Genomic DNA, 19,753 nt, shown 5'->3' on the forward strand with positions numbered 1-19,753 from the left:
CTCGGGCTCTAGAACGGCGCGCTGGGCCACCAGCGGTCGTACAGGTCCTGTCCCGAGTTCCCGCCGAATACGGTCACCTGACAGAAGTTTCGAGTCGAACCTTCGAATTCGATCTTCAACACACCGGCCGACCCACCCTGTGCGTAGACACTGTCCTGCCAGAGCACCCGGCCGCGACCGGATGCGCGTTCCCATCGCTGGTCGCCGCTGGGGGCACTGTCGACGGACGGACGCACGTACGTCGGATTGCGATTCGCGTTGCAGCCCACCCGAATCCACAACACCGGATCCCGATTCCCGGTGCACGACATCGTCCCGATCGCAGCCGCAGGCTGGTTCACATCGACCGGATTGTCGTCCTTGTCCGCCGCAACACATCGCAAGCCTTGATAGCCGCTGTCGAATGGCGAAGCAGGTAAGAGTTCGGGCAACGCTTGCGCTATGTAGCTGTAATTGCCCCAGGACACGGGTCCGGCGGCCGCCGTCGTTGCCGAGGCGGCCGCCCCGGCGCTTGTCGTCCCTCGCGCACTCGGGCTCGGCGCGGCTACATCCGAATTCCGGCTCAACACAAACAGACTCACGAAAGCCACTGCGGCGAGGGTGACCGCTGCGGCGACCGCGATGGTGCGCACGGGACGCCGCCGACGCACCGGGCGGCTCACTCGGTAGGTGGGAGTGTCCGCGCTGCCGCGCAGAGCGGCCGCCGCCGCGTTCGCCAACGCACCACAGGAGGGATATCGGTCGTCGGGGTTCTTCGCCATCGCCCGGGCAACCACATTGTCGATGGCCGGTGGGAGCGCGGGATTCACCGCGGTCGGGCACGGCGGAGGGTCCTGGAGGTGCGCCTGCATCACCGAAACGGCGGTGGCGCGCGGGAACGGTTTCCCTCCGGTCAGCAGTTCGTACAGCGTGCAGCCCAGCGCGTAGACATCGGCCCGATGATCGACGGCCTGCGCCATCAGCTGTTCCGGTGCGGTATAGGCGAGGGTTGCCAGCACCGACCCCACATCGGTCAGCGCGGTGGCTTCCCCTACTGCCTTTGCGATCCCGAAATCCGTCACGTAGACGCGCTCCGGCTGCCCTGGCCTCGGCTCGAGCAGGATATTCGCCGGTTTCACATCCCGGTGCAGCATCCCTGCCCGATGCGCCTCGTCGAGTCCACGCGCGGTCTCACCGATGATGTGCAGCACCCGCTCCGGCGGCAACTCGGCCGCACCGCGGCGGATGAGCTCGGCGGCATCGGGCCCGTCCACGAACTGCATCGCAATCCACAGTCGACCGTTCGCCACACCCTGGTCGTGTACCGCAACGATATTGGGATGCTCCAGCCGAGCGGCGAGTTCGGCCTCACGGACGAACCGTGCCCGAAACTCCGCGTCGGCACTGAAATTCTCCGACAGCACCTTCAGCGCGTCCATGCGCGGGAGCCTCGGGTGCACGCCCACATACACGGTCCCCATGCCACCGCGGCCGAGCACGCGCTCGATACGGTAGCCCGCGAACACCGAACCGGGGGTGATGATCTCGGTCATTCGCCGCGCTCACTGTTCACCAGCAGGGCGTACTGTGCCGCGGCCCGCTGCTGAATCGACTTCGAGCTCCGACCGAAAATCGTTGCGACGTACCGGCCGTACAGAACACGGCAGATGAAATGAAACACCGCCGGTTCGGTCATCGTCGGGTCCTGAATGCACGAGACGTCATCGACCCCTGCCGGACTCGGAATGGACACACCGGTCTTTGGATCCTCTTTGTCTTTCCGCGCCACAGCGGTGAAGCTCTCGCGGGCGGCAGTCACGTTCGGGAACCGAAAGAGCACATCGAGACCGTTGATCGCGATCAGCTCCGGCTTCGCCTTCTTCTCCGGGGTCCACAGCAGGGAGCCGCGCGGGCCGTACACGACACCGGTCCCCTGCACCGCCGAATCCCACCCCGCATCCTGCTGTCCGCTCCCATAGTTCACTGCGGGAAACGGCCATCGCCCTGGCGCATGCGGCACCATTCGAGCGAGCATGCCGTCGCGGTCGAGCGGGATGGCGGCCAATTCCTCGCGGGGCGTTGCGACGAAATCGCGCAGCCGAGGCAGCTGGGCGGCGAATGCCTTGCGCGCCACCGCGGTGAGTGCGCCGAGATCGGGCGCGGTCAGACCGGCGAGCACGCTGACGACGAACGACTCGTGCGCGACCGTGACGGCGAGCGTCGGCACATTCGGACGCCAATGCCCGTGTGCCGCCGGATATTCGGGAATTCCAACCGCCACATTCTCCGGATTCACCGCGGCATCGACGGTATCGATCTCCTCCGCGGCCCTGGTTGCGGTCGCGGCGTCCGGAAATCGCAACACCATGATGGTCAGCAGGCGGGCACTGCCTACCGGTGGAGTGCGACCAGAATCCTTGTCGGTGGCGCCGACCGCGAAACCGGCCACCATCCCGTTCCGCTGCAGCACCGCGCGGACTGGATCCGCCAGAAAGGCAACAGCTTTGGCGGGAGTCGGCAGCGGAGTGGCGCCGAATCCTCCGCTGGAGAATTTCAGCGTCGGATCCACCTCGAGCGGATCGGCCATCACCTCCGCCAGCCGCACCGATTCCAGCGCTCGCCCGTACCCCTCATTGCCGTTGGCCGGTTCGGCGAGCGGTTCGAGGCCGAACTCGCCGACATCGAGCGCGCTCAGGTCGGGGAGTCGCGGTATCGGATTCCCCGGCGCGGTACAGCCGGTGGCCAAAGCCAGCGTGGCCGCCGTGAGCGCCACAGCGGCGCGGATCTTGCCGATGCGCGCGTTCATCTCTTCACCTCGTCACAGCGGCGCATCAGGCCACCAATCACTGCGCAGTACCGAACCCGACCCGCCGCCGATCACCTGCACCGCGCAGAAGCTTCGGCTCGAATCGTCGAAGTACACCTCCAACCGGCCCTGAGGTTTCCCGTCGAGGCCGGTGTCGGTGCCCCAGTTCACATGCCCCGTGCCGGAGGTCCTGGTCCAGGCCTCATTGCCCTCCTGGCGAGCAAAGTAGCGTCCGGGGAGGAAGGGCGACCGATCGGCGTTGCATACAAGGGACACCGTCATGGCCGGGTCTCTGTTACCAATGCAGAACAATTTGGCTTTCGGCGCGGGTAGATCGAAGGAAACGGGGGTCCCCCGCTCGTCGATCGGAAGGCAGCTGGCGATCTCCTGATAGCCGGATGCGGCGGGCGACGCGGGCATGAGTTCGGGAAATGCCTGGACTACGTAGGCGTACGCACCCCACTCGGCGGCGTTCACGCGTATCGGGGGAGCCGCGGCCGGAGTCGGCGACGGCGTAGTGGACCCGCTGCGACCGATCCAGATCAGTGCCGAAACCGCTACCGCCGCAACGGCGATCGTTGCCGCGCCGATCGCAAGCAACCTGTCCCGTCGCGGGGAGGGTGAGTGTCCTCGATCGGGGACACCGTCGATGAGCTCGGTACCGGCCAGCGCGGCTGCCGCCGCGGCGGCCAGCGCGCCGCAGCTCGGATACCGCCGCGCCGGGTCCTTGGCCATGGCCGTGGCGATCACCGCATCGAACCCAGCGGGCACTTCGGGATTCGTGAGCGTCGGCCGCGGCGGCGGCTCGTTGAGATGCGCGTACAAGATCGAACCCGGGCTGTCCCTCGGGAAAGGAACCGCCCCGGTGAGCATCTGGTAGAGCGTGCAGCCGAGGGAGTAGACATCGGCACGATGATCCATCGGGTCACCGCCGATCTGCTCCGGCGCGGCATAGGCCAGACTGGCCGAGAACCCGCCGGAGCCCGCCAGCGTCGGCGAATCGTCGGCAGGACGGGCGATGCCGAAATCCGTGACGAGCACGCGGTCGAGCCTGCCGTCCTGTTCTGAGACAAGGATATTGGCAGGCTTCACGTCACGGTGCAGCAGTCCCGCTCGGTGCAGCTCGTCCAGGCCCTTGGCCGCCTCGGTGGCGATCCGCACCGCGCGCTCCGGATCGAGACCGCCCGATCCGCGCCGGAGCAATTCGGCCGCATCCGTGCCCTCGACGTACTGCATGGCGATCCACAGTTGCCCGTCCTGTTCGCCACGATCGCGAACGGCGACGAGATTCGGGTGTTGCAGCCGTGCGGCAACCTCCGCTTCACGCAGGAATCTGGCCCGGAATTCCGGTTCGTCCGCGTGCGCGTCGGACAGAATCTTCAGCGCATCCTTGCGCGGCAGCCGAGGATGCTGCACGAGAAAAACCGTGCCCATCCCCCCGATCCCCAAACGACCCTCTATGCGGTACCCGGCAAAGATCTGCCCCTCGACCACACCCACCAGATTTCCCTCCCGCGTTCGGCAGCCTGCCGAAATACTTGCAGCACAATCGAGCTGCTCTACGGGACGAGAACCGACCATTCCCCGGGTACGCCACCGAGCAGCCGACCACTGGCCGACTATAGCAGCGCACCCGCGCCGCCACATCGGACAAGATGGATCGGCGCTCAGCAAACCCCCAGCGCTGCGGGGTGTTTCAGAAGCCTAGCTTGCCGAGCTGCTTCGGGTCGCGCTGCCAGTCCTTGGCTACCTTCACGTGCAGGTGTAGATAGATGCGGACGCCGAGGATGTGTTCGATCTGGTGACGGGCGTTGGTGCCCACCTCTTTGAGGCGGGCTCCGCCCTTGCCGATGATGATGGCTTTCTGGCTGGGCCGTTCGACATAGAGCAGCGCGTGGACGTCGAGCATGTCCTCGTTCTCCTCGCGCGGGAGCACCTCTTCGATGACGACGGCCAGCGAGTGCGGCAGTTCGTCGCGCACGCCCTCGAGTGCCGCTTCGCGGATGAGCTCGGCCATGAGGGTTTCTTCGGGCTCGTCGGTGAGCTCGCCGTCGGGGTAGAAGGCCGGTCCCTCAGGCATTTTCGAGGCGATGACGTCGACGAGGACCTCGACCTGTTCGCCCTTGACGGCCGATACCGGCACTACGTCGGCGTCGGGGCCGAGCAGCCTCGAGAGCGCCATCAGCTGCTCGGCAACCTGGTCGCGGCTCACCTTGTCGATCTTGGTGACCACACCGAGGACGGTGGTCTTCGGCGCCATCTGCCTGATCTGCGCCACGATCCACTTGTCGCCCGGGCCGATCTTCTCATCCGCCGGGATGCACAACGCGATGACGTCGACCTCGGAATAGGTGTCGCGCACCAGGTCGTTGAGTCGCTGGCCGAGCAGGGTGCGCGGACGGTGCAGACCGGGGGTGTCGACCAGGATCAGCTGGGCGTGCTCGCGGTGCACGATGCCGCGGATGGTGTGCCGGGTGGTTTGCGGGCGCGACGAGGTGATCGCGATCTTCGAGCCGACCAGCGCATTGGTCAGCGTCGACTTGCCGGTATTCGGGCGACCGACGAAACAGACGAAGCCGGAACGGAATTCAGCCACCGTGCACCTCGGTGGTGTCGGCGTCGTCGACGATCTCGAAGACCGCGCCGTCCCGGTCGGTGAACACGATCCGCGCCTCGGCGGACGCTTCCCGGACCGCCATGACTCCGGCGTCGGAGAACCTGCCGCCGACAACCACAGCCGCCTCGAACCCCTCTGCGCCACTGGAGATCGCGGCGGCGACGGCGGCCTGCAGTGCGGTCAGCCGCAGCGACTGCAGTGCGACCTCACCCGCCGCGTAGGTCCGGCCGTCGGTGTCGCGGATCGCCGCGCCGCTGGCGCCGCCCGTGCGGCCCAACGCACCTCGCGCCAGAACCACGAGTTTGCTGTCCTCGGCATCCAATTCAGTCATCGCTGTCTCCATCCTGGTCCCGATCGGGCACGATCTCCCGCTCCGATCCGTTGGCTTTGCGCCTGCCGTTCGATTTCTCGGTCTCGGCTTTGTCGCTCGGTGGTTTTTCCTTGCGCACCACGACGGTGTTCACCCGCACCCGACCGCGGGCGTCCGGGCCGCCCTCACCGCGCAGCAACAGGCCGTGGGCGGCGGCCTTCGAGCCGGGCAGCGGCACCCTGCCGAGCGCGTGCGCGAGCAGGCCGCCGACGGTATCGACGTCCTCCTCCTCGATCTCCAGACCGTAGAGCTCGGCGAGGTCGTCCACCGACAGCCGAGCCGACACCCGGTACCGGCCCTCGCCGAGGTCTTCGATGGGCGGGGTCTCGTCGGTGTCGTATTCATCGGCGATCTCGCCGACAATCTCCTCCAGCACGTCCTCGATGGTCACCAACCCAGCGATACCGCCGTATTCGTCGACCAGCAGCGCCATATGGTTGCGTCTGCGCTGCATCTCGTCGAGCAGGCTGTCGAGCGGCTTGGAGTCCGGCATGAAAACTGCCGGGCGCATCGCATCGAGCACATGCACCTTCTTGCTCCGATCCGCGTACGGCACAAGGTCTTTCAGGTACACCACGCCGAGAATGTCGTCGACGTTCTCGCCGATCACCGGAATACGGGAGTGCCCACTGCGCACCGCGAGCGACATCGCTTGGGCCGCGGTCTTATCGGCCTCGATCCAGACCATCTCGGTGCGCGGCACCATCACCGCGCGGGCCGGGGTGTCGCCGAGTTCGAAGACGGACTGGATCATCCGGCGTTCGTCGTCGGCCACCACGCCACGCTCGGAGGCCATCTCGACCACCTCGCGCAGTTCGATCTCGGAGGCGAAGGGGCCATTGCGAAATCCCTTACCCGGCGTGATCGCATTGCCGAGCAGAATCAGCAGCCTGCTCACCGGGCCGAGCAGGGCGCCGATGAACTGCAAGGGCAGCGCCGCGGCCAAGGCGATGGAGTACGCGTGCTGGCGACCGAGCGTGCGTGGCCCTACCCCGATCACGACGTAGTCGACAAGCACCATCACGACGGCGGTGAACAGCAGCGCCCAATCGTCCTGCCACAGCGGGATCAACGCCGCCGCGAGCAGCACCGTCGCGCTGATCTCGCACAGGATACGAAGCAGCACAAGGAGATTCACGTACCGGGGCCGGTCGGACACGATCCGGCTCAGCCGGACCGCGCCGGCCCGTTCGACGCGAACCATATCGTCGAGCCGGGCGGGTGAGACGGTATTCAGCGCCGCGTCCACGGCGGCGAATACGCCGCCCACCGGAACCAGCAGGACTGCCAACAGGATGAGGGTCAGCGAATTCACGCGGGGCCCAGCGTGTCACCCGGTGTGGTGAAACCCGCCTTCCCCAGCAACCTGGCGTCGCGGGCGGCGAGTTCGGCGCGGCGCTGCTCCTCGCGCAGGCTCTCGTACCACTCCTCGAGCAGTCGGGCCTGCAGCGCGAACATCTCCTTCTCCTCCTCCGGCTCGGCATGGTCATAGCCGAGCAGGTGGAGCACGCCGTGCACCGTGAGCAGCGCGAGTTCGTGATCGAGCGAATGACCCGCCTTACGGGCCTGGCCCGCCGCGAACTCGGGGCACAGCACGATGTCGCCGAGCATGGAGGGACCGGGTTCCGGGCTGTCGGGGCGTCCGCCCGGCTCCAGCTCGTCCATCGGGAACGACATCACGTCGGTCGGACCCGGTAGGTCCATCCAGCGCATGTGCAGGTCCGCCATGGTGTCGAGATCGACGAGCACCATCGACAGCTCGGCCGCCGGATGCACGTCCATTTGGGCGATGGCGAAGCGCGCGACACTGACGAGGTCTTCTTCGGGTACGTCCATACCCGATTCGTTGGCGATCTCGATACTCACCCGATAAGACTACGGCCCGGCGGTTGTGAGATCGGACCGGAGGCTGCGTGGCGCATCGAAATCACGGCCGACAAGAAGGCCGACGCCGCCTCGTCGAGGTGGCGTCGGCCGTTGTGCGCTGACTATCGCCGATCGTTGCGGCCCGCGGCGCGGCGCTGCGCCCGGTTGCCCGCATAGTGCGGAGCGACCTGTGGCCTGTTCTCTTCCTCGAACCGACCGTAGGCGTCCACGATGTCCGCGACCAACCGGTGCCGCACCACGTCGCTGCTGGTGAGCGTCGCGAAGTGGATATCGTCGATCTCGGTGAGGATTTCGCTGGCCATCCGCAGGCCGGAGCGGGCGCCACCCGGCAGGTCGACCTGGGTGACGTCACCGGTCACCACGATCTTCGAGCCGAAGCCGAGGCGGGTGAGGAACATCTTCATCTGCTCGGCCGTGGTGTTCTGCGCCTCGTCCAGAATGATGAAAGCGTCGTTCAGCGTGCGACCGCGCATGTATGCCAGCGGGGCGACCTCGATAACACCGGCCGCCATCAACTTCGGAATGGCCTCCGGATCCATCATGTCGTGCAGTGCGTCGTAGAGCGGGCGCAGGTACGGGTCGATCTTCTCGTTGAGCGTGCCGGGCAGGAAGCCAAGACGCTCGCCTGCCTCCACCGCGGGACGGGTGAGAATGATCCGGTTGACCTGCTTGGTCTGCAACGCCTGCACGGCCTTGGCCATCGCCAGATACGTCTTGCCGGTACCGGCGGGACCGATGCCGAACACGACGGTGTTGGCATCGATCGCGTCGACGTAGCGTTTCTGGTTGAGTGTCTTGGGCCGAATCGTCTTGCCGCGCCGGGACAGAATGTCCAGGCTCAGCACCTCCGCGGGCGACTCCGAGGCGCCCTCGGTGAGCATCGAGAAGGTGTGCCGCACCGCCTCCGGTGTTACCACCCGATTGCGGCCGGTCAGCGCGATGAGTTGGTCGATGACCCGCTCAGCGAGCGCGACATCGGCCGCTTTGCCGGTGAGGGTCACGGAGTTGCCGCGAACGTGGATGTCCGCATCCAGCAGCCGCTCGAGTTCACGCAGGTTCTGATCAGCCGAACCGAGGAACGGGAACACGGATTCTGGAGCGAGTTCGATGCTGGAACGCACGGTGCGTGCTGCGGGACCCGTACCGTCGTCACCGGCACCGATGCCTGCCGTGGATGTGGATGGGTCGCCGATCTCGCCTTGTGTTCTCAAAAGTGGCTACAGCCTGCTTTCCGGTCTCGACTGCTTTGTTTGATGAAAGTTTAACGCGCCCCACTGACAACACACAGTGAATAAGCCGCTACCACAGGGCACCCGATTACCGCCGTGGTAATGGGATTCCCCGCCTGCGCACGGCCCAATCCTCGGCGAAATCACGGAACCGTCGCACCGCATCCGAGGTCGGGCCCGCCGCCGACCAGATCAGCCCGACATCCCGGGCCGAGCCCGTGTCGGCCAACGGCAGGGCAACCAGCCCCGGCAGCGGAGCCGGATCCTCGAGCGGCAGTACCGCGACGCCGAGGCCAGCGGCCACCAAACCCGCGACGGTGACGAGATCGCTCGACTCGAACGCGATGCGGGGACGGAGATCAGCCGCGGCACACATTTCGTCGAAGATTCGACGCATGCCGAAGCCAGGATGCATCGTGATGAACTCCGAGTCGGCGACGTCGGCGAGCCGGACCTGCCGACGCCCTGCCAGCCGGTGGTCGGCCGGTACGGCCAGCACCAACGGTTGATGTAGCAGACTGCGCCAGCCGATACCGGCTTCGGTCGGACGCGGCGAGACAATGCCGAGATCGGCTTCGCCGTCGAGCACCTGCGCGGTCACTACCTCCGCGGCCGCCTGATGCAGGGTGACAGTGACACGGCCGGAATTACGGCGAAATCCGCCGATAAGCTGCGGCACCAACCAGCCGCCGAAGGAATGCAGAAAAGAAAGTCGCACAACGCCTTTCGCCGGGTTGGCCAGATCGGCAATGGCGTGCGCCGCAGCATCGAGCTCGGCGCGGGCGCGGCGCGCGTGCTCGTAATAGATCCGACCGAAATCGTTGAGCGCGATGCGTTTTCCGTTGCGGTCGAACAATTCCACACCCAGCCTGCGTTCGAGCCGGCCGAGCATGCGCGACAGTGTGGGCTGCGCGATGTGCAGCCGCTCGGCGGCGACGCCCACCCGCTCCAATTCGGCGAGTGTCGTAAACCACTCCAGATCCTCACCAAGCACGGCCCGCCTCCCTATATGCACCGAATGCATCAACAGGCTCATTATTATTCATTTCCCTTTATAAGGGTGGGTGGCAATCCTGGACTCGAGGAGGAGCCATGACCACGACCGCGGTATCCGCCACCGAAACGTCGCACGAGCGCCGGATCACCACCGCATTGTTCGCCGCGGGGCTGACGACCTTCGCGTCGATGTACAGCGCTCAGGCCTTGTTGCCGAGCCTGTCCAGCGCGTTCGGCGCCACGCCCGCGCGCGCGGCGCTCGCGGTTTCGCTCACCACCGGGTTTCTCGCGCTGGCCATCGTCCCGGTGAGCGCGCTGTCATCGCGGATCGGCCGGACCCGGGTGATGATCGGCTCCGCCGTCACCTCGGCCGTCATCGGCCTACTGCTTCCATTCAGCCCATCGCTCGATGTGCTGCTCGCCGGGCGCGCGCTACAGGGTGTCGCGCTGGCCGGAGTGCCCGCGGTCGCGATGGCCTATTTGTCAGAGGAGATCGGGACCGAAGGGCTCGGCGCCGCCATGGGCGTCTACGTCGCGGGCACGACAATCGGCGGGCTGGCCGGTCGGCTGATCCCCGCCTTCACACTCGACCTGGTCTCCTGGCGCTCGGCCGAAGCCGCTGTTTCGGTGGCAGCGGCCGCCTGCACCATCTGGTTCGTGCGCGGGCTGCCACCCTCCCGCGGCTTCGTCGCCCGCCCCGCCGGAATCCGTACCGTCCTCGGCGATCTCGGCACTCCCCTGCGGCACCCCGGTCTACTCGCGCTCTTCGGCCTTGCCTTCGTCCTGATGGGCGGCTTCGTCTCGGTCTACAACTTCCTCGGCTACCGCCTGACGCAACCACCATTCGAATTGCCCGCAACCGTAACGGGATTGGTTTTCCTGCTGTATCTCGCGGGAACCGCGGCCTCGGCGGCCGCGGGACGATCGGCCGATCACCTCGGCAGGCACCGGGTGCTCGCCGCGTCGGTGGCCACCATGGGCTTCGGGCTCGTGCTGACCATCCCCAACCACATGTTCACCGTCATCCTGGGCGTATTACTCTGCACCGCAGGCTTTTTCGGTGCACACACCGTGGCGAGCGCCTGGGTCGGCACCATGGCGGCCGAAAACCGAGGCGCAGCATCATCGCTGTACCTGTTCTCCTACTACCTGGGCAGCGCCATCATCGGCGGCGCGGCAGGCTTCGCCTACGCCGAGTGCGGCTGGATCGGCCTGGCCGGTTGCGTCGCCGCACTCATCGCTCTCGCCGCAGTCCTGGTGTACACCTTGGCAACCCGGTCACCCCGGGCAACCAAGCCATCACAACTACCAGCGGGGCGTCAGGGCGCCTAGGGCGCCTAGCGCAACGGCGGCGGCGGTGGAGGTGCGCAGGACGGTCGGGCCGAGCAGGGTTACCGCGGCTCCAGCGTCGGCGAATGTGGTGAGTTCGGAATCGACCAGGCCGCCCTCGGGGCCGACGATCAGCATGATCTCGGCGGCCCCGGCGAAGGGCAACTCGACGAAGCGGGCGACGCCGGATTCGTGCAGTGCCACCACGATTCCGCCCGACTCCACCACCGTGCGAATCGCGTCGAGGACGTCGCGGGTGCGGTGGAGGTCGGCGACCTCGGGGATGTACGCCCGGCGAGATTGGCGCGCGGCCGTGCGGGCGGCGGCGCGCCATTTATCGACGGCCTTGCCCGCCTTGCCTTCCCAGTTGGCGATGCAGCGAGATGCCTGCCACGGGATGATCGAGTCGACGCCCGCTTCGGTCATCAGCTCGACCGCCAGCTCGGAGCGGTCCGATTTCGGCAGCGCCTGCACGACGGTCACGCGCGGCGACGCCGGTGCGGCCAGCACTCGATTGTGCACCTTCAGCTCGAGTCGGTCCTTTTGTGCCGCAACGACTTCCGATTCGGCGAGCAGGCCACGGCCGTCGGAGAGGGTGATCGGCTCACCGACCCGGGTCCGGCGCACCGTGGCGGCGTGCCGTCCCTCCGGGCCGTCTAGTACCGCGATCGAACCCGGTTCCGGGATGTCGTCGAGGTAGAAGACCGTGGCGGCCAACGACTATCGCCCGCTGAAGGACGCCCGCAACCGGGCGAACAGGCCGCTGTTGTGCTCGGACTGAGCCGACATCACCTCGGCGCGCTCCCGCTCGCGAGTGCCCTTGTACTTGCGCAGCAGGTCGGTCTGCTTGGCGTCGAGCTTGGTCGGCACCACGATGTCGAGGTGTGCGAGCAGGTCGCCGCGCGCGCCCGAGCGCAGGCGCGGCATGCCGTGGCCGCGCAGCACCGATATCTCGCCGGGTTGGGTGCCCGCCGGGATGGTGAGCTCGGTGGGGCCGTCCAGGATGGTGTCGATGACCACGGTGGTGCCGAGCGCCGCGTCGACCATCGGCAACCGAACGGTGCAGTGCAGGTCGTCGCTGTCGCGGACGAAGACATCGTGCGGCTGCTCGACGATCTCTACGTACAGATCGCCCGCGTGCCCGCCGCCGGGACCGACCTCGCCTTGCGCGGCCAACCGCACCCGCATGCCGTTGGCGACACCGGCCGGAATCGGCGCGGCGATTTCGCGGCGCGCCCGCACGCGGCCGTCGCCACCGCACTTGTGGCACGGATCGGGGATCGTCTCGCCCGCGCCGCGACAGGTCGGGCACGGACGCGAGGTCAGCACCTGACCGAGGAACGAGCGCTGGACGGACTGCACTTCACCCGCACCGCCACAGGTTTCGCAGCGCACCGGCTTGGAATTGCCGTTGGTGCCCGCACCCGTGCACACGTCGCAGAGGATGGCGGTGTCCACGGTCAGGTGCTTGGTGACACCGACCGCGCATTCGGCGAGGCTCAACCTGGTCCGCAGCAGCGAATCGGCGCCGGGCTGCACGCGGCCGCGCGGCTTGCGTGCGTTGCCTGACCCGCTCATCCCACCGAAGAACGCCTCGAACACGTCGCCGAGACCACCGAAACCGGCGCCGGAGTAGCCGCCACCACCGCCTGACTCGAGCGGGTCACCACCCATGTCGACGATGCGCCGCTTCTCGGAGTCCGACAGCACCTCATAGGCCGCCGACACTTCCTTGAACTTGGCCTGCGCCACCTCGTCGGGGTTGACGTCGGGATGCAGTTCGCGCGCCAGCTTGCGATAGGCGCGTTTGATCTCCTGGTCGGTCGCGTTCTTCGCGACGCCGAGCAGTCCGTAGTAGTCCCGTGCCACTTGAGTTCTCTAGTCCTTGGTTTGCAACAGCATTAGTCGGATGGACTCAACTTTATCCGGCCGAAATTTCGAGGGTAGCAGCGCCGTCGACGGACGCCGATCCCCTCAGCGCTCGGCCAGAACCTCACCGATATACCGAGCAACGGCGGCGACCGAGGCGATCGTTCCCGGATAGTCCATCCGTGTCGGACCGAGCACACCCATACCGCCGAGCACCGCGCCGGCCGCACCGTAGCCGGTCGACACTACCGAGGTTCCGCGCATCTGCTCGACCTGGGTCTCCTCACCGATGCGCACCGTCACGGTACCGGGGTGCTGCGCGGCGGCCAGCAGCTTGAGCACGATCACCTGCTCCTCGAGCGCCTCCAGCACCGCGCGCAGCGAGCCGGGGAAACCGAAGTCCGCGGCATTGCGAGTCAGGTTGGCGGTACCGCCTAGGACGAGGCGCTCCTCCGGATGTTCCACCAGCGTCTCGACCAGCACGGTCGACACTCGCACCAGCACGTCTCGCAGCCGCTGCGGCGCCCGCTCAGGCAGTTCGGCCACCGCCGCCGACGCCACGGACAGCCGCTTACCGTCCATCGCGCCACCGAGCATGCCGCGCAGTGCGGCCAGGTCGTCGTCACCGATGAGGGCGCCCAGTTCCACCAGACGCTGATCGACGCGCCCGGTGTCGGTGATCACAACGAGCAGCAACCGAGCGGGGTTCAGCGCCACGACTTCGATATGACGCACCGTGGACGCGGACACCGTCGGGTATTGCACCACCGCGACCTGCCTGGTCAGCTGGGCAAGCAGGCGCACACCGCGGCGCAGCACGTCGTCGAGGTCGACCCCCGACTCCAAGAAGTCCATGATCGCCCGACGCTCGGCCCCCGATAGTGGTTTCACCTCGGAGATCCGGTCGACGAACTGCCGGTAGCCCTTGTCGGTGGGGATGCGGCCCGAGCTGGTGTGCGGCTGGGTGATGTAGCCCTCGGCCTCCAGCACCGCCATATCGTTGCGGACCGTCGCGCTGGACACACCCAGATTGTGCCGCTCCACCAGGGTCTTGGAGCCGATCGGCTCCTTGGTCGCGACATAGTCCGCGACGATGGCGCGCAGGACCTCGAAGCGCCGATCCTCGGTGCTCGACATCGGCCCCACCTCCTCGCTTCGTCCACGGGTACGCCCCGCACTGATGGCACGGCCGGAATTCCGGTTCGCTGTTTACCCAGTCTAATTGCCAGGCCGCCGAGCGCCCGTTCACGCACCTGGGGACACCGGCGCGACCGGTGTCGACCACTTCCAGCAGCGCATATCGCCTTTCGACGGAGCGTTGTCCGACGGAGCAGAGTGGCACACCGCGGCGGAAACCTCGCCACGGTGTGCCACGCTTGACTCCCTATCCAGGCTCAGCGGGCGGCGGCCGCTTCGACGACGGCCGCTACTTCGTCGGGGCGAGAGACCAACGATGCGTGGGCCGCGTCGATTTCGCTGGTACGAGCACCCATCCGGTTCGCCATGAACCGTTGGGACGCAGGCGGGATGATGCGATCACCGCCGGAGACCAGGAACCAACTCGGTGTCGAGGCCCAGGACGGCGGACCGGACGGTTCGAGGTTCGCGGCCACGGCGATCGAACGCTGGTGGGCGAGCATGTCGGCGGCAGTCGCGTCACTGACATCTTGGGCGAAGACTTCATGGAAGCTGGCGGGCGCGACGTAACCGTCGATGTTCTTGCCCGCGATGCCCTGGGGGTCGTCAACGACCTTGACCTGCAGCACCGGCGGCAGCAATCGGCTGCCTGGAAAGCGGATCGGATCCAGCGCGAGTTGGGCGATCTCCGATTGCACCGGCGCGAAGGCCGCGATGTAGACCAGCGATTCGACCTTCGGGTCGTGCACATTGCTGATGACGAACCCGCCATACGAATGTCCAGCGAGCACCACAGGTCCCGAGATGGTGTCCAGGGTCCGCTGCACGGCCGCGGCGTCGTTGGCGGGGCCGCGCAACGGGTTGTCCGGTGTCACCACCTGATAGCCACGAGCGCGCAACAGGGACGCGACACCGTCCCAGCTCGTCGTGTCGGCGAACGCGCCGTGCACCAGCACGATCGTCGGCAGTGGCGCGGCGGTCGCGGGTGCGGTCGCCAGGACGGGCGTGAGAGCGACAGTCAGCGCGACCAGACCGGCGCGCAGGCTACGGGCGATGTTCATCGGTTCCCACCTATCCGTTTTCGAGGAAATCGAGCAGGTCGGCATTGAAGGTCTGTTCGAACGCGCCACACAATCCGTGCGGTGCACCAGGGTAGGTCTGCAACCGACCGTTGGGCAGCAGCTTCACCGATTTCGCGCCTGACGCCGCGATCGGCACGATCTGGTCGTCATCACCGTGTGCGACCAGCACCGGTACCTGGATACCTCGTAGATCCTCGGTGAAATCGGTCTCCGAGAACGCCTTGACGCAGTCGAGCGCACCCTTGATCCCGACCTGCATGCCCGCCAGCCAGAAGCTGTCGCGCAGACCCTGCGACACCGTCGCGCCCTCGCGGTTCGCGCCGAAGAAGGGAACGCTCAGATCTTGATAGAACTGCGAGCGGTCCGCGGTGACACCGGCCCGAATGTCGTCGAAGGCGGCAAGCGGAGTGCCTTCCGGATTGGCTTCGGTCCGCACCATCAGCGGCGGAACCGCGCCGAGCAGAACAGCTTTGGCCACCCGGCCGGTGCCGTGCCGTGCCATGTATCGGGTGATCTCGCCGCCTCCGGTCGAGTGGCCGACCAGGACGATATCGGTCAGATCCAGCTCCTCGATGAGCGCGGCGAGATCGTCGGCGTAGTGATCCATGTCGTGACCATCCCAGACCTGGCTGGAGCGGCCGTGCCCGCGACGGTCGTGCGCGATGGCCCGGTAGCCGTTGTTCGCGACGAGATTCAGCTGGTTGTCCCAGGCGTCGCCGTTGAGCGGCCACCCGTGGCTGAACACCACGGGGCGGCCTGATCCCCAGTCCTTGTAGAAGATCTCGACACCATCGGACGTGGTGATCGCAGGCATGGTTGTCCTCCTGTTGGTGGGGTTGGAATAGGGATTCAGACCTCGACCCGACCGGACAAGCCGTTCTTGGTCAGGAAGTCCAGCGCGATACCGGCACGGGAATCAACGCAGGTCGACGCCTGTTTGACAGCGTAGGGTCCTGCGCACCGCGAAAACGGACTCAGTGTGCACGATCCTCGGCTCAGCGTGCACGGCCGAAACGCCCATGCGCGTGCGGCGATTACGATTTGTCCAGGATGGAGGTCGCTATGGCAGTGGTATTCGATTCCGACGCCATCGCACCCGAGGAACGGGCCGACGCGGTGTCGACGGCCATGCAGGAAGCATCGGCCCCGTCGTATGTCATCCACGAGAATCCGGACGACGACGTGCACGCCCTGTTCGATGTGTGGCAATTCGGCGACGCCAGCGTTTTCCGTGCGCAGACATCGGGCATCCAGCTCATCCGCACGCCGAAACAGGTGCTGACCACGCCCGCGCCGGTGCTGGCGGTTGCCGTACAGCAGAGCGGCAACGGGCTTTACCAGCAGGGCGAGATCCAGCGCGTGGTCGCGCCCGGCGAGCTGCATGTCATGGATCTCAATGCGCCCTACGACTTCCAATGGAGCGGAGACGGCGCGTCGACATGCCTGCATGTGCCGCTCGACCAGCTCGGACTGCCTGTCGAGGTGATCCGCCGGGCCGCCCCGCACGTTCAGCAGAGCCCGCACTACCGGCTGGTCGCCAACCACATCACCCAGCTGACCCGTGACGCCGATTCGCTCAGCGCTGATCCCGCGGCGCCGCTATCGGGTTGCGCCAGTATCGAACTCGTTCGCGGACTGCTGCTTTCGGCGAGCGGAACCGGCAGTGACGGTGGCGCGGTCCCCGCCGACATCATGTTGAGCCGGATCCGCGCGTACGTGCGGCGCAACCTCACCGACCCCGATCTCAGCGCCGAACAGATCGCCCGCGCGCACAGCGTGTCGGTGCGGCATCTGTACAAAATCTGCGCGAGCGCCGAATACAGCCTCGAGCAGTGGATCATCAGCCAGCGGCTCGATCAGGTGCGTGCCGAACTCGCTCGCTCTGACACCAGGCACCGTTCCATCGCGATGGTCGCGCGCCGATGGGGTTTCCGCGACCCGTCGCATTTCGCGCGTCGCTTCCGCGCCGCCTACGGCATGTCACCACGAGAATGGCGTCGAGCAGCGCTGGAGGACGCTGTCCCCTGAGTCGTGCCGCATCGAGGCGGGACATGGCCGAGGTAGCAGTCGAGAAAAGGCCTCGGCAATGTCCCGTTCGGCGACCCGATGGTGGAGTTAGAGCTCGGGGCTGGCGGTGACCCTGGCGAGCTTGCCGGCAAGAGCGTCCAAGCCGAGCATCGCCAGGAGGGACACGCAGTCCTCGGCGTTCTCGGAATGGCTGGCGACCGTCCTGGCCGCTATCGCGCTCTGTCGCGCGGTTTCTGCTTTTTCCGCGGCCCGCGCCTCGGCGAAGTCGCTTTGTTCGTGAATAAGAGTGATGTGTCGTGCCGGGGGCATAAGACTCCTTGGGTTACTTCGGAGCCTACGCGGGTTGACCGAACCGTGATAGTGCAACCAACCCAACACGCCCACAACCCGCGACCCGCGGGCACCGACGAGTCAACAAGCCCCGTGAACGCCGCGGGGTGCGTCGATCAGCCCAGCAATTGCCGGACAACGCCGTCGGCGAGCAGCCTGCCGCGATCGGTCAGCACCAGTCGATCGACTGCGCGGACAGCCAGTCCGGCTGCGATTACCTGGTCGACGGCTTCCATCGCGGACGGCTCGAGATCAGCAAGGCACAGGCCGGTGCGCAGGCGGACGGTGAGCATGACTCGTTCGGTGTGGCGTTCGTCGGCGGTCAGTGTTTCCCAGCCTGCGGCGGGCAGACCGCCCTGGGCGACGGTATCTGCATAGCGGGCAGGATGTTTGATGTTCCACCACCGGACGCCGCCGACGTGGCTGTGCGCGCCGGGGCCCGCGCCGAGCCAGTCGCCGCCGTCCCAGTAGCCGAGGTTGTGGCGGCAGCGTGCGGAATCGCCTGCGGCCCAATTGGATACCTCGTACCAGGTGAGGCCGGCCGCGCTCAGTCGCGCGTCGATGCGTTCGTAGCGCGACGCAAGTACGTCGTCATCGGGAGCGGGTAGTTCACCGCGACGCACTCGGCGCGCGAGGGCGGTGCCGTCCTCGACGATGAGCGAATACGCCGAGACGTGGTCGACGCCCGCGTCGAGCACCGCGTCCAGGCTGGCGTCGAGATCGCCGTCGCGCTCGCCGGGGGTGCCGTAGATCAGATCCAGATTCACGTGTTCGAACCCGGCCGCACGTGCCTCCTTGGCAGCGGCGACAGCCCGGCCCGGCGTGTGCGTGCGGTCCAACACCTTCAACACATGCTGTGCCGCGGACTGCATGCCCAACGACACCCTGGTGAACCCGGCCGCGCGGATCCGCTCGAAGAACTCGGGCGAGGTCGACTCCGGATTCGACTCGGTGGTCACCTCGGCATCGGACTCGAGGGTGAAGTTCGACCGCACCGCGGCGAGCACCGCGGCGAGCCCATCGCCACCGAGCAGCGAGGGTGTCCCGCCGCCGACGAAGACCGTGGCCACATCCGGAGTCGCTGTCGGCAACGCCGCGAACTGCTCGGCCGCCGTGGCCAGCTCACCCCGCAGCCCCTCCAGCCAGGACTCCGGAGAGGCCGAAGTCCCGAGCTCCCCCGCCGTATAGGTGTTGAAGTCGCAGTACCCGCACCGAGTCGCACAGAACGGGACGTGAACATAGATCCCGAACGCGCCGCCCCCGAAATCACGCAGCACGAGGTCAGAGGTCTCGGCGTCGGTCACGGCAGCAGCTGAACTCACCCCACCAGTGTGAACGCCTCCCACCTGCCACCCACCCCCGGGCAGCCCGACAACCGCTCGGCGGCTACCCGAGGATCCTCGCCCGTTACCGGAATCCGCAGCCCTTCTCGGCATCCGCGAGGGGTGCGGCAATCGAGAGTGCGGGTGTCGAGCCGGCCGGCGGGGCGTTCAGCGGGATCAGGAGTCGGCGACGACGGTGTTCTGGTTGGCGGTGAGGAGCCAGTGGCCGTCTTCCTTGGACATGACGTACATCGGCGAGCCCTGACCGGACAACTGGCCGGTCTCGTCGAAGTAGCGCTGGACGACCTTGACGGCGGCGACGTCGGGGCGGATGAACAGCACGTGCTCCACCTCGTAGGTCGCGGTGCCTGTCCGCATTGCGCCGGGCAGGACCTGGGCGGTGAATTCGGCAATGGCGGCGCGGCCGAACAGTCGTTTGCCGCCACCGGTGGTCCAGATCGCGTCTTCGCGGAAAAGGCCGACGAATTCGTCGACGAGTTCGTTCTGCTGGGAGTGCTGGATGGTGGCGACCACCTGGCGGATCGCTTCGATTTCGATGTCTGCGTAGACAGCTGCGGTGCTCATGAAGCCGAGCTTGCTACCTCGAGTTAACTTCAGGTCAAGGGATGTGCGAACGCTCACAATGGGCGAATCAGACGCATCACCGCCCGCATTCGCGATGCGAACTATGACAGCCATCACAGTTGCCATCGTTGATCCAGGGAATTTCCCTCAATTTTGCGGGAAATATGGCCGCGCGGTCGGAACGTCC

Annotated in this window: 19 protein-coding genes; 2 read left to right on the forward strand and 17 right to left on the reverse strand. The window is 66.7% G+C overall.

The features are described from left to right. Positions 1 to 8 precede the first annotated feature (8 nt). The 9 genes from ACFQZZ_RS15580 to ACFQZZ_RS15620 form a co-directional block, all read right to left on the reverse strand. A complete protein-coding gene (locus tag ACFQZZ_RS15580; protein ID WP_378680169.1) occupies positions 9 to 1,532 on the reverse strand; it encodes a serine/threonine-protein kinase in 1,524 nt (507 codons plus the stop codon). Further along, positions 1,529 to 2,785: a hypothetical protein gene (locus tag ACFQZZ_RS15585; RefSeq protein ID WP_378680171.1), complete on the reverse strand. Its 1,257-nt coding sequence runs from the start codon at positions 2,783 to 2,785 to the stop codon at positions 1,529 to 1,531. Before ACFQZZ_RS15585 ends, ACFQZZ_RS15580 begins: the two co-directional genes overlap by 4 nt. A gap of 12 nt (positions 2,786 to 2,797) precedes the next feature. Beyond that, positions 2,798 to 4,285: a serine/threonine-protein kinase gene (locus ACFQZZ_RS15590; protein ID WP_378680175.1), complete on the reverse strand. Its 1,488-nt coding sequence runs from the start codon at positions 4,283 to 4,285 to the stop codon at positions 2,798 to 2,800. Positions 4,286 to 4,481: 196 nt separating this feature from the next. Continuing rightward, positions 4,482 to 5,381, reverse strand: a complete 900-nt coding sequence (era, locus tag ACFQZZ_RS15595) for a GTPase Era (protein ID WP_378680178.1) — start codon at positions 5,379 to 5,381, stop codon at positions 4,482 to 4,484. Continuing rightward, complete coding sequence (locus ACFQZZ_RS15600) at positions 5,374 to 5,733, reverse strand: cytidine deaminase (protein WP_378680181.1); 360 nt, start codon at positions 5,731 to 5,733, stop codon at positions 5,374 to 5,376. The genes era and ACFQZZ_RS15600 overlap by 8 nt, the downstream gene beginning before the upstream one ends. Beyond that, positions 5,726 to 7,087, reverse strand: a complete 1,362-nt coding sequence (locus ACFQZZ_RS15605; RefSeq protein ID WP_378680184.1) for a hemolysin family protein — start codon at positions 7,085 to 7,087, stop codon at positions 5,726 to 5,728. Before ACFQZZ_RS15605 ends, ACFQZZ_RS15600 begins: the two co-directional genes overlap by 8 nt. Continuing rightward, on the reverse strand, positions 7,084 to 7,638 hold the full coding sequence (gene ybeY, locus ACFQZZ_RS15610) for an rRNA maturation RNase YbeY (protein WP_378680187.1): 555 nt from the start codon (positions 7,636 to 7,638) through the stop codon (positions 7,084 to 7,086). Before ybeY ends, ACFQZZ_RS15605 begins: the two co-directional genes overlap by 4 nt. Before the next feature lie 122 nt (positions 7,639 to 7,760). After that, a complete protein-coding gene (locus tag ACFQZZ_RS15615) occupies positions 7,761 to 8,822 on the reverse strand; it encodes a PhoH family protein (protein ID WP_378680571.1) in 1,062 nt (353 codons plus the stop codon). A gap of 154 nt (positions 8,823 to 8,976) precedes the next feature. Further along, on the reverse strand, positions 8,977 to 9,882 hold the full coding sequence (locus tag ACFQZZ_RS15620; protein WP_378680190.1) for a LysR family transcriptional regulator: 906 nt from the start codon (positions 9,880 to 9,882) through the stop codon (positions 8,977 to 8,979). Positions 9,883 to 9,980: 98 nt separating this feature from the next. Here ACFQZZ_RS15620 and ACFQZZ_RS15625 point away from each other — a divergent pair, with 98 nt between their 5' ends. Next, positions 9,981 to 11,216: an MFS transporter gene (locus ACFQZZ_RS15625; protein ID WP_378680193.1), complete on the forward strand. Its 1,236-nt coding sequence runs from the start codon at positions 9,981 to 9,983 to the stop codon at positions 11,214 to 11,216. On the opposite strand, the gene ACFQZZ_RS15630 is transcribed toward ACFQZZ_RS15625, so the two are convergent. From ACFQZZ_RS15630 to ACFQZZ_RS15650, 5 genes are all read right to left on the reverse strand, one after another. Continuing rightward, on the reverse strand, positions 11,190 to 11,930 hold the full coding sequence (locus ACFQZZ_RS15630) for a 16S rRNA (uracil(1498)-N(3))-methyltransferase (protein ID WP_378680196.1): 741 nt from the start codon (positions 11,928 to 11,930) through the stop codon (positions 11,190 to 11,192). The genes ACFQZZ_RS15625 and ACFQZZ_RS15630 overlap by 27 nt on opposite strands. A gap of 3 nt (positions 11,931 to 11,933) precedes the next feature. After that, positions 11,934 to 13,082: a molecular chaperone DnaJ gene (gene dnaJ, locus ACFQZZ_RS15635; RefSeq protein ID WP_378680198.1), complete on the reverse strand. Its 1,149-nt coding sequence runs from the start codon at positions 13,080 to 13,082 to the stop codon at positions 11,934 to 11,936. A 105-nt stretch (positions 13,083 to 13,187) separates the two neighbouring features. Continuing rightward, complete coding sequence (gene hrcA, locus ACFQZZ_RS15640; RefSeq protein WP_378680201.1) at positions 13,188 to 14,219, reverse strand: heat-inducible transcriptional repressor HrcA; 1,032 nt, start codon at positions 14,217 to 14,219, stop codon at positions 13,188 to 13,190. 257 nt (positions 14,220 to 14,476) lie between these two features. Next, the gene (locus ACFQZZ_RS15645; protein WP_378680205.1) at positions 14,477 to 15,280 is read right to left on the reverse strand and encodes an alpha/beta fold hydrolase; all 804 of its coding nucleotides are present in this window, start codon (positions 15,278 to 15,280) and stop codon (positions 14,477 to 14,479) included. A gap of 10 nt (positions 15,281 to 15,290) precedes the next feature. Continuing rightward, positions 15,291 to 16,115, reverse strand: coding sequence for an alpha/beta fold hydrolase (locus ACFQZZ_RS15650; protein ID WP_378680207.1), 825 nt, complete (start codon positions 16,113 to 16,115; stop codon positions 15,291 to 15,293). Between the two features lie 248 nt (positions 16,116 to 16,363). On the opposite strand from ACFQZZ_RS15650, the gene ACFQZZ_RS15655 reads away from it, so the two are divergent. Next, positions 16,364 to 17,329, forward strand: a complete 966-nt coding sequence (locus ACFQZZ_RS15655; protein WP_378680210.1) for a helix-turn-helix domain-containing protein — start codon at positions 16,364 to 16,366, stop codon at positions 17,327 to 17,329. An 87-nt stretch (positions 17,330 to 17,416) separates the two neighbouring features. On the opposite strand, the gene ACFQZZ_RS15660 is transcribed toward ACFQZZ_RS15655, so the two are convergent. From ACFQZZ_RS15660 to ACFQZZ_RS15670, 3 genes are all read right to left on the reverse strand, one after another. Further along, positions 17,417 to 17,638, reverse strand: coding sequence for a hypothetical protein (locus ACFQZZ_RS15660; RefSeq protein WP_378680213.1), 222 nt, complete (start codon positions 17,636 to 17,638; stop codon positions 17,417 to 17,419). A gap of 137 nt (positions 17,639 to 17,775) precedes the next feature. Further along, positions 17,776 to 18,936, reverse strand: a complete 1,161-nt coding sequence (gene hemW / locus ACFQZZ_RS15665) for a radical SAM family heme chaperone HemW (protein ID WP_378680573.1) — start codon at positions 18,934 to 18,936, stop codon at positions 17,776 to 17,778. Between the two features lie 222 nt (positions 18,937 to 19,158). Beyond that, complete coding sequence (locus ACFQZZ_RS15670) at positions 19,159 to 19,566, reverse strand: SgcJ/EcaC family oxidoreductase (protein ID WP_378680216.1); 408 nt, start codon at positions 19,564 to 19,566, stop codon at positions 19,159 to 19,161. Between the last annotated feature and the right edge of the window lie 187 nt (positions 19,567 to 19,753).

The organism is Nocardia sp. GCM10030253 (assembly GCF_042675075.1).
In the GTDB taxonomy this organism is placed as follows: domain Bacteria; phylum Actinomycetota; class Actinomycetes; order Mycobacteriales; family Mycobacteriaceae; genus Nocardia.

Excerpts from the sequence above, each read along its gene's own strand:
- ACFQZZ_RS15580 (WP_378680169.1), bottom strand. The coding sequence starts at position 1,532 with ATGACCGAGATCATCACCCCCGGTTCGGTGTTCGCGGGCTACCGTATC.
- ACFQZZ_RS15585 (WP_378680171.1), bottom strand. The coding sequence starts at position 2,785 with ATGAACGCGCGCATCGGCAAGATCCGCGCCGCTGTGGCGCTCACGGCG.
- ACFQZZ_RS15600 (WP_378680181.1), bottom strand. The coding sequence starts at position 5,733 with ATGACTGAATTGGATGCCGAGGACAGCAAACTCGTGGTTCTGGCGCGA.
- ACFQZZ_RS15625 (WP_378680193.1), top strand. The coding sequence starts at position 9,981 with ATGACCACGACCGCGGTATCCGCCACCGAAACGTCGCACGAGCGCCGG.
- hrcA (WP_378680201.1), bottom strand. The coding sequence starts at position 14,219 with ATGTCGAGCACCGAGGATCGGCGCTTCGAGGTCCTGCGCGCCATCGTC.
- ACFQZZ_RS15645 (WP_378680205.1), bottom strand. The coding sequence starts at position 15,280 with ATGAACATCGCCCGTAGCCTGCGCGCCGGTCTGGTCGCGCTGACTGTC.
- ACFQZZ_RS15650 (WP_378680207.1), bottom strand. The coding sequence starts at position 16,115 with ATGCCTGCGATCACCACGTCCGATGGTGTCGAGATCTTCTACAAGGAC.
- ACFQZZ_RS15655 (WP_378680210.1), top strand. The coding sequence starts at position 16,364 with ATGGCAGTGGTATTCGATTCCGACGCCATCGCACCCGAGGAACGGGCC.
- ACFQZZ_RS15660 (WP_378680213.1), bottom strand. The coding sequence starts at position 17,638 with ATGCCCCCGGCACGACACATCACTCTTATTCACGAACAAAGCGACTTC.
- ACFQZZ_RS15670 (WP_378680216.1), bottom strand. The coding sequence starts at position 19,566 with ATGAGCACCGCAGCTGTCTACGCAGACATCGAAATCGAAGCGATCCGC.